This window comes from Streptomyces sp. WAC 04229 (genome assembly GCF_003947455.1).
Taxonomy (GTDB): domain Bacteria; phylum Actinomycetota; class Actinomycetes; order Streptomycetales; family Streptomycetaceae; genus Streptomyces.
Window position 1 is genome coordinate 1 of record NZ_QHJH01000250.1, and the last position, 8,708, is coordinate 8,708.

At 70.1% G+C, this 8,708-nt stretch carries 9 protein-coding genes; 5 read left to right on the plus strand and 4 right to left on the minus strand.

Annotated elements, in window-relative coordinates; genetic code table 11:
* The first annotated feature begins 57 nt into the window (after window positions 1-57).
* The 5 genes from DMH12_RS35080 (at window position 58) to folE (ending at window position 5,974) form a co-directional block, all read left to right on the plus strand.
* Window positions 58-1,185, plus strand: coding sequence for a zinc-dependent metalloprotease (locus DMH12_RS35080; protein ID WP_125495368.1), 1,128 nt, complete (start codon window positions 58-60; stop codon window positions 1,183-1,185).
* A gap of 192 nt (window positions 1,186-1,377) precedes the next feature.
* Window positions 1,378-2,424: a tRNA lysidine(34) synthetase TilS gene (gene tilS / locus DMH12_RS35085; RefSeq protein ID WP_125495369.1), complete on the plus strand. Its 1,047-nt coding sequence runs from the start codon at window positions 1,378-1,380 to the stop codon at window positions 2,422-2,424.
* Window positions 2,425-2,451: 27 nt separating this feature from the next.
* The gene (hpt, locus tag DMH12_RS35090) at window positions 2,452-3,012 is read left to right on the plus strand and encodes a hypoxanthine phosphoribosyltransferase (protein ID WP_125495372.1); all 561 of its coding nucleotides are present in this window, start codon (window positions 2,452-2,454) and stop codon (window positions 3,010-3,012) included.
* 194 nt (window positions 3,013-3,206) lie between these two features.
* A complete protein-coding gene (gene ftsH / locus DMH12_RS35095) occupies window positions 3,207-5,246 on the plus strand; it encodes an ATP-dependent zinc metalloprotease FtsH (protein ID WP_122616842.1) in 2,040 nt (679 codons plus the stop codon).
* A gap of 122 nt (window positions 5,247-5,368) precedes the next feature.
* On the plus strand, window positions 5,369-5,974 hold the full coding sequence (gene folE / locus DMH12_RS35100) for a GTP cyclohydrolase I FolE (protein ID WP_125495370.1): 606 nt from the start codon (window positions 5,369-5,371) through the stop codon (window positions 5,972-5,974).
* A 315-nt stretch (window positions 5,975-6,289) separates the two neighbouring features.
* On the opposite strand, the gene DMH12_RS35105 is transcribed toward folE, so the two are convergent.
* The 4 genes from DMH12_RS35105 to DMH12_RS35120 form a co-directional block, all read right to left on the minus strand.
* Window positions 6,290-6,778 carry a DUF3180 domain-containing protein gene (locus DMH12_RS35105; protein ID WP_122616844.1) on the minus strand — a complete coding sequence of 163 codons (489 nt, stop codon included), beginning with the start codon at window positions 6,776-6,778 and terminating at the stop codon, window positions 6,290-6,292.
* Between the two features lie 59 nt (window positions 6,779-6,837).
* Window positions 6,838-7,449: a 2-amino-4-hydroxy-6-hydroxymethyldihydropteridine diphosphokinase gene (folK, locus tag DMH12_RS35110; protein WP_122616845.1), complete on the minus strand. Its 612-nt coding sequence runs from the start codon at window positions 7,447-7,449 to the stop codon at window positions 6,838-6,840.
* The gene (folB, locus tag DMH12_RS35115) at window positions 7,446-7,805 is read right to left on the minus strand and encodes a dihydroneopterin aldolase (protein ID WP_125495371.1); all 360 of its coding nucleotides are present in this window, start codon (window positions 7,803-7,805) and stop codon (window positions 7,446-7,448) included. The genes folK and folB overlap by 4 nt, the downstream gene beginning before the upstream one ends.
* A 244-nt stretch (window positions 7,806-8,049) precedes the next feature.
* Window positions 8,050-8,553, minus strand: a complete 504-nt coding sequence (locus DMH12_RS35120) for a nuclear transport factor 2 family protein (RefSeq protein ID WP_122616847.1) — start codon at window positions 8,551-8,553, stop codon at window positions 8,050-8,052.
* Window positions 8,554-8,708 lie beyond the last annotated feature (155 nt).

Genomic DNA, 8,708 nt, shown 5'->3' on the forward strand with positions numbered 1-8,708 from the left:
CACCCCCGCGCCCCGCACAGCCTGCCCCCAACGGCGGCGCTCCCGTACCGTTGACGCATGACGAGCATCGGCGCAAATTCCGGCATGGTCGACTGGAACCTCGCGGTGGCGACCGCGACCCGGCTCGTACGGCCGGGCCCCGAGGTGAGCCGCGACGAGGCCAGGGCGGTCGTCGCGGAACTCCGCCGCCATGCCAAGGCCTCCGAGGAACACGTCCGGGGCTACACCCGTATGGCCACCGAGGAGGTCCACGACACCCCCGTCCTGGTCGTCGACCGCCCCGGCTGGGTCCGGGCGAACGTCGCCGGGTTCCGCGAGATCCTCAAACCCCTCCTGGAGAAGCTGCAGGAGCGGCGCGGCGACGGCGCCGGCAACGCGGTCCTCGGCGCCGTCGGCGGCAAGGTCACCGGTGTGGAACTGGGCATGCTGCTGTCGTTCCTGTCCTCCCGAGTCCTCGGCCAGTACGAGACCTTCGCCCCGGCCACCCGGGAACTCCCCGCCGGTGCCGACGGCGGCGGCCGGCTGCTCCTGGTCGCGCCGAACATCGTGCACGTCGAACGCGAACTCGACGTCCACCCGCACGACTTCCGCCTGTGGGTGTGCCTGCACGAGGAGACGCACCGCACCCAGTTCACGGCCGTGCCCTGGCTGCGCGACCACCTGGAGGGCGAAATCCAGTCGTTCCTGGCGGAGACCGACGTCGACCCCATGACCGTCCTGGAGCGGGTCCGCGAGGCCGCCCAGACCCTCGCCGGGGGCCGCCCCGAGGGGGAGGAGGACGACGGTGGCCGCTCTCTGGTGGAGCTGGTGCAGACCCCGGCGCAGCGGGAGGTCCTCGGCCGTCTCACCGCCGTGATGTCCCTGCTGGAGGGCCACGCCGACTTCGTGATGGACGGGGTCGGCCCGGAGGTCGTGCCGAGCGTCGCGGAGATCCGAGAGAAGTTCCAGCAGCGCCGCGCCAAGGGCGCCTCCCGCCTCGACCTGGCGCTGCGCAAGCTGCTCGGCCTGGACGCCAAACTCCGTCAGTACCGGGACGGCGAGCGCTTCGTCCGGGCCGTCGTCGACGAGTGCGGAATGGACGGCTTCAACCGCGTCTGGACGTCGCCCAACACCCTCCCCACCAAGTCGGAGATCGCCAAACCGGCGGACTGGATCGCGCGGGTGCACCGCAAGCCGGAGTCGTGAGCCCCCCTCAAGCGGCGTGAACGATTCCGGCCGACGGCAGGCAAACGACCCTCCAATCACCCGTCCGAGGGACCGTGAGCCCTCGACAGGCGTGCGATGCTCGGGGAACGGCCCGTTTCTGTCACCATCTACACACTCTGCGTGACAGAACCCCGGGCTCACCCCCCGAAAACTTCATGAAGGGCACCGGACATGGGTCCCCATCCTGCGGTCGCGGCGATACGCCTGGCGGTCCGCCGCGTCCTCCACGACATCCTCACCGAACTGAAGACCACGGCCGGCGTCCCCGCCGCGACGGCCGCCGGACCGACACCCGAGCGGCCGCCGTCACCGCTCGTGCTCGTGGCCTGCTCCGGCGGAGCCGACTCCATGGCGCTCGCCTCCGCCCTCGCCTTCGAAGCCCCCCGGCTCGGCGTCCGGGCCGGCGGCGTCACCGTCGACCACGGCCTGCAGAACGGCTCCGACCTGCGCGCCGAAGAGGTCGTCCTGCGCCTGCGCGAACTGGGCCTGGACCCCGTCGAGGCCATCGCCGTCAGCGTCGGCCGCGCGGGCGGCCCCGAAGCCGCCGCCCGCGACGCCCGCTACACCGCCCTGGACGCCGCCGCGGCCCGCCACGGCGCCGCCGCCGTCCTGCTCGGCCACACCCGCGACGACCAGGCCGAGACCGTCCTGCTGGGCCTCGCCCGCGGCTCCGGCATCCGCTCCCTGTCGGGCATGGCCGCGGTCTCGGGGGCCGACGGCCGTTACCGGCGCCCCTTCCTCCAGGTCGACCGGCAGACCGCCCGCAAGGCCTGCATGGTCCAGTCCCTGCCGGTCTGGGACGACCCGCACAACGCCGACCCGGCGTACACCCGCTCCCGACTGCGCCACGAGGGCCTGCCCGCCCTGGAGAAGGCCCTCGGCAAAGGCGTCGTCGAGGCCCTCGCCCGCACCGCCCAGCTCTCCCGGGACGACGCAGACGCCCTCGACACCTGGGCCCGCCAGGCCGAGGAGGGCGTCCGCGACGCCACGGGCGTGCTGGAGTGCGCCAAGCTCTACGCGCTGCCGCCCGCCGTACGCCGCCGGATCCTGCGCCGCGCCGCCATCGCGGCCGGCGCCCCCGCCGGTGCCCTGTTCGCCCGCCACATCGAGGAAGTCGACCGGCTGATCACCGGCTGGCGCGGTCAGGGGGCCATCAACCTCCCCGGCAAAGTCGTCGCCCAGCGGCAGGGTGGCAGACTGGTGATTCGGCAAGGCTGAATACGGCCGGTGGGACGACCGAAAGTGATGCGGGTGGACGCGAACGACATGGGTGCCGACCTCGAGAAGGTACTCATCACCAAGGAAGAGATCGACGCCAAGCTGGCCGAGCTGGCGGAGCAGATCGACGCGGAGTACGCGGGCAAGGACCTGCTCATCGTGGGCGTCCTCAAGGGCGCCGTGATGGTCATGGCCGACCTCGCCCGCACGCTGTCCTCCCCCGTCACCATGGACTGGATGGCCGTGTCCTCGTACGGCGCGGGCACCCAGTCCTCCGGCGTGGTGCGGATCCTCAAGGACCTCGACACCGACATCAAGGGCAGGCACGTCCTGATCGTCGAGGACATCATCGACTCCGGCCTGACCCTGTCCTGGCTGATCTCCAACCTCGGCTCGCGCGAGCCCGCCTCCCTCAAGGTGTGCACGCTGCTGCGCAAGCCCGACGCGGCGAAGGTCGCCATCGACGTGGAATGGGTCGGCTTCGACATCCCCAACGAGTTCGTCGTGGGATATGGCCTCGATTACGCCGAGAAGTACCGCAACCTGCCGTTCGTCGGTACGCTCGCGCCCCACGTCTACGGCGGCTGACCCGCCCCAGTGGCGGGCAGCGCGGCGATCGGGGGGCTACCGGGAACCCCGGAGGCCTCCGCGCCGTTGGAGCATGCAGACGGGACGCCAGCGGTCCCGTGCGGCTGAGGGCCGCCGCGCTGGGGTACCGTCAGAAGAACTGTCTTATCAAACTCACTATGGCAGGAGGGACGGGGCGACACCGCTCCGTGTGGATGGACGTGAAGCGATACTTCCGTGGGCCAATCATGTGGATCGTGCTGGCCGTCCTTGCCGTGGTCGTGTTGATGCAGGTCGTAGGCTCGTCCGGCGGCTACAAGACGGTGGACACGGGCCAGGTCGTCCAGGCGATCAACGACAACAGGGTCGAGTCGGCCAAGCTGACCACCGGTGACGAGCAGACCATCAAGGTCCAGCTCAAGGACGGCGAAAAGGTCGAGGGCAGCTCCAAGATCCAGGCGAGCTACATCGGCGACCAGGGCGTGACCCTCGCCAACACCCTGCAGAACAAGTACCAGGACAAGCAGATCTCCGACGGCTACACGGTGTCGCCGTCGAAGCAGAACCCGTTCGTCGGCATTCTGCTCTCCCTGCTCCCGTTCGTCCTGATCGTGGTCGTCTTCCTGTTCCTGATGAATCAGATGCAGGGCGGCGGCAGCCGCGTGATGAACTTCGGCAAGTCCAAGGCCAAGCTCATCACCAAGGACACCCCCAAGACGACGTTCTCCGACGTCGCCGGCTCGGACGAGGCCGTCGAGGAGCTCCACGAGATCAAGGAGTTCCTCCAGGAGCCGGCCAAGTTCCAGGCCGTCGGCGCCAAGATTCCCAAGGGCGTGCTGCTGTACGGCCCGCCCGGCACCGGCAAGACCCTGCTCGCGCGTGCCGTCGCGGGCGAGGCGGGCGTGCCGTTCTACTCGATCTCCGGTTCCGACTTCGTCGAGATGTTCGTCGGTGTCGGTGCCTCCCGAGTGCGTGACCTGTTCGAGCAGGCCAAGGCGAACGCTCCGGCGATCGTCTTCGTCGACGAGATCGACGCGGTCGGCCGCCACCGCGGCGCCGGCCTCGGCGGTGGCCACGACGAGCGTGAGCAGACCCTGAACCAGCTGCTCGTCGAGATGGACGGCTTCGACGTGAAGGGCGGCGTGATCCTCATCGCCGCCACCAACCGGCCCGACATCCTCGACCCGGCGCTGCTGCGCCCCGGCCGCTTCGACCGGCAGATCGCCGTCGACCGCCCGGACATGCAGGGCCGGCTGGAGATCCTCAAGGTCCACCAGAAGGGCAAGCCGGTCGCGCCCGACGTCGACCTGTCGGCCGTCGCCCGCCGTACCCCCGGCATGACCGGCGCCGACCTGGCCAACGTGCTGAACGAGGCCGCTCTGCTGACGGCCCGCAGTGACAAGAAGCTGGTCGACAACCAGATGCTGGACGAGGCGATCGACCGTGTGGTCGCGGGCCCGCAGAAGCGGACCCGGATCATGTCGGACAAGGAGAAGAAGATCACCGCGTACCACGAGGGCGGTCACGCCCTGGTCGCGGCGGCCTCACCGAACTCCGACCCGGTCCACAAGATCACGATCCTGTCGAGAGGCCGGGCCCTCGGTTACACGATGGTGCTCCCGGACGAGGACAAGTACTCGACCACGCGCAACGAGATGCTCGACCAGCTCGCCTACATGCTGGGCGGCCGCGCGGCCGAGGAACTGGTCTTCCACGACCCGACGACGGGCGCCGCCAACGACATCGAGAAGGCCACCAGCGTGGCCCGCGCCATGGTCACGCAGTACGGCATGACCGAGCGCCTCGGTGCCATCAAGTTCGGCGGTGACAACAGCGAGCCGTTCCTCGGGCGTGAGATGGCCCACCAGCGCGACTACTCGGAAGAGGTCGCCGCGCTGGTGGACGAAGAGGTCAAGAAGCTCATCGAGACGGCGCACAACGAGGCCTGGGAGATCCTGGTCGAGAACCGCGACGTCCTCGACAACCTCGTCCTCGCCCTGCTGGAGAAGGAGACGCTGGGCAAGGAGGAGATCGCCGAGGTCTTCGCCCAGATCGTCAAGCGCCCGGCCCGGCCCGCCTGGACCGGTTCCTCACGCCGCACGCCCTCGACCCGTCCGCCGGTGCTCTCCCCCAAGGAGCTGGCCCTGACGAACGGAGCGAACGGCGCGACGGCGGCGATCTCCACCACCAAGAGCCCCACGGTGGAGCCCGCCCCGGCACCGGAACACGCTCCGGAGGACCGTCCGGAGAGCTGACCCGGTCACTCCCGACGGCCCCACCGGGCCCGGAATGTATGCCGCACCCCCCAGGTTCTAGCCTTGGGGGGTGCGGCATTTCCTTATGCCGACCGCAGGACAGCACAGGAACGAGGCACCAGATGACCGACCCCGTGACGTTGGACGGCGAGGGCGAGATCGGCGAGTTCGACGAGAAGCGTGCCGAGAACGCCGTACGCGAACTGCTCATCGCGGTCGGCGAGGACCCGGACCGCGAGGGCCTGCGGGAGACGCCGGGACGGGTGGCGCGGGCGTACCGGGAGCTCCTGGCCGGGCATGGGCAGGAGCCCGAGGACGTACTGACGACGACGTTCGACATCGGACACGACGAGATGGTCCTGGTGAAGGACATCGAAATCGTCAGCCTGTGCGAGCATCACATGCTGCCGTTTCATGGCGTAGCTCACATCGGGTACATTCCGGCGGAGAGCGGAAAGATCACCGGCCTGTCGAAGCTCGCGCGACTGGTTGAGGTTTTCGCCCGTCGTCTGCAGGTGCAGGAACGACTCACCACGCAAGTCGCCGACTCTCTCATGGAGATTCTGGAGGCCCGTGGTGTGATCGTCGTCGTCGAGGCCGAGCACATGTGCATGTCGGTACGCGGGGTTCGCAAGCCCGGTGCCAAGACCACGACGTCGGCGGTGCGCGGTCAGCTCCGGGACGCTGCGACCCGAGCCGAGGCCATGGGCCTGATACTGGCGCGCTGACCCGATTGTCAGTGGTGCCCGATGTCGTCCTTGATCAGTGAGCCAATCGCTGATCAAGGGGGATGGCGTTGGGGTACGGCCTGCCCAGCAAGCAGACGGTGAACGCTGTCGAGGGGCGCGCAGGCGCGGAGCGTACGAGTGGGCTGCCGTCTGTGGACGCTGGACGGGGAGCGCACGGTCCCCACCACGGTGGCGGCGGTGACCGCGGTCCGCGCCCGTGAAGTCGTGGACGTCGTGGCCGATCACGTGATGTTCACGGTGGCACCCGACCAGATGCTGGATACGCTGTCCGTCAGTCCTGGTGAGTCAGGCGCGTCACGCCGCCGTCGCCGCGCCCGGGTGGTCGTCGTCCTCGTCCTCCGGGAGCTTGCAGACGCGCTCCATGAAGACCGCGGCCGCTATGACGCCGATGCCCGCCACCACCGAGAGACCGGCGTAGATGGACTGGTCGCGGCGGGCCGGAATGTCCAGGTACTCCAGCAGGAAGACGCCCGTGCCGCCGTACATACCGGCGACGAGGGCGGCCACCAGGGCGCTGGCCTGGGCGAAGACGACCGCGCGAGCCGCCATCATCGGGTCGACGCCCTTGGCGCCGGGGACGCGCTCCCGCTGCGCCTTGAGGCGGGCGCGGAGCGAGAGCGCCGTGGCCAGCAGGATCACCGCGATCAGGGCGAGGACCACCGGGGCGGCCAGGGGGACGCTCGGCAGGGTCCCCACCGAGTTCCACAGGCGGGCGCCGGCCCAGGACAGGACACCGGCGACGACGAAGACGCCGGCCAGCACCCTGATGCGAAGCTCTTTCACGGTGTTCCGGTGTCCCTTCGGTCCCTGAGCGGTCGTCGTGATCTCGTCGACCTTAACGACTACTCGGGCAGCCGGAGTTCCAGGTCGGCGCGGGGCGCGACGCCGTCGCGGGTGACGGTGTCCAGGAGGTCGGCGACCGTGCCCTTTCCGGGCAGCCGGGCCTCGGGGTCCACGTCGAGCCAGGGGGCGAGCACGAAGGCGCGTTCGTGGGCGCGCGGGTGGGGGAGGGTGAGCTGCGGGTCGTCGGAGACGACCTCGGCGTAGGCGACGATGTCGACGTCCAGGGTGCGCGGGCCCCAGTGCTCGTCGCGGACCCGGTGGAAGGCCTCCTCGACCGCGTGCGCGCGCTCCAGCAGGGAGGACGGGGGCAGGGTGGTCTTCACGACCACGACCGCGTTGAAGTACGACGGCTGGCTGTCGGGGGCGACGCCCCACGGCTCCGTCTCGTACACCTGCGACACCCCTTTGACGCGTACGCCGGGGGTGTCCTCCAGGGCGTCGATGGCGCCTTGGAGGGTCTCCAGGCGGTTGCCCAGGTTGGCGCCGAGGGCGATCACGGCGCGCTTGGGGTTGGACAGCGTCGTGTCCGCGGCGTCGACCTGCTCGATGACGGAGGCGGGCACCGGCTGTACGGTCGGGTCGCTGGAACCCTTGGCGAAGGGGGCGCTCATACACGGCTCCGGATGATGGTGACGGTCACGTCGTCGAAGGGGACGGTGATCGGCGCGTCCGGCTTGTGGACGCAGACCTCGACCTCCTGCACCCCTTCGTGCTTCAGACAGACCTGGGCGATGCGCTCGGCGAGCGTCTCGACGAGGTTGACGGGCTCGCCCTCGACGACGGCCACGACCTCCTCGGCCACGATGCCGTAGTGCACGGTCTTCGTCAGGTCGTCGTCGGCCGCGGCCGGCCGGGTGTCCAGACCCAGGACGAGGTCGACGAGGAAGGTCTGGCCGTCCTCGCGTTCCTTGGGGAACACACCGTGGTGCCCGCGGGCCTTGAGGCCGCGCAGCGCGACACGATCCACGCGAATCACTCCTGCAGTCGTCGGTCAAGGCCGGTCGCACCACGTGCGGGCGGTACGGCGGCCACAGTCGAATCTACCCGCGAGCACCGACAGGGCCGGGCCACGGGGGGTGTGGGACCGGACGGGTGCCGGGAGGTTTCACCCGGCGTTTTCCCTGGCGGTCCCGGTGGATCACGGGTTGGTAGCCGCCCATACCCGGCGGTCCGTGATTCCAACCACTTCTTGTCGTTCTTGGCCCTTCCGGTCAGGAAGGTGTGTCCTCGCTCTCGTCGTCGTCGGTCTCCGCGAGTACGGGGGAGGCGTGGTGCGACCAGAGTTTCCAGCCGGCGGGCGTACGCCGGAACGTGTTCGTGGCGACCACGAGCTGGCCGACGAGCGGGCCCAGCTCCTCGTCGCCGTCGGGGGCTGGGCCGCCGCTGAGGATGTTCTCGGTGCAGGTGACCAGGGCGGTGTCGCCGGTGACGGAGACGTGGACGTCGGTGAGGAAGAACTGGATGTAGTCGGTGTTCGCCATGATCAGGGCGTAGGAGCGGAGCACCTCGCCGCGGCCGGTGAGCACCGGCCAGCCGGGGTGCACGCAGGAGACCACGCCGGCGTCGGCCGGGTCGTGGTACGTCTCGTCGACGCCCAGGTCGGACGGGGTGAGCCAGAACGCGGAGACCTTGTCGAAATCGCCCTGTTCCAGCGCCTCGTAGAAGGCGGTGTTGGCGGACTCGACCTGTTCGACGTCGAGGTGCGGGGCGTTCACCGGGCTCCTTCGACGGCGCGGGCGACCCGTACGGCGTCGGCGGTGGCGCGGACCTCGTGCACGCGGACGGCCCACGCGCCGGCGTGCGCGGCGAGGGCGGAGACGGCGGCCGTGGCCGCGTCGCGCTCCCGCGCGGGGGGCGGGGTGGCCCGGGG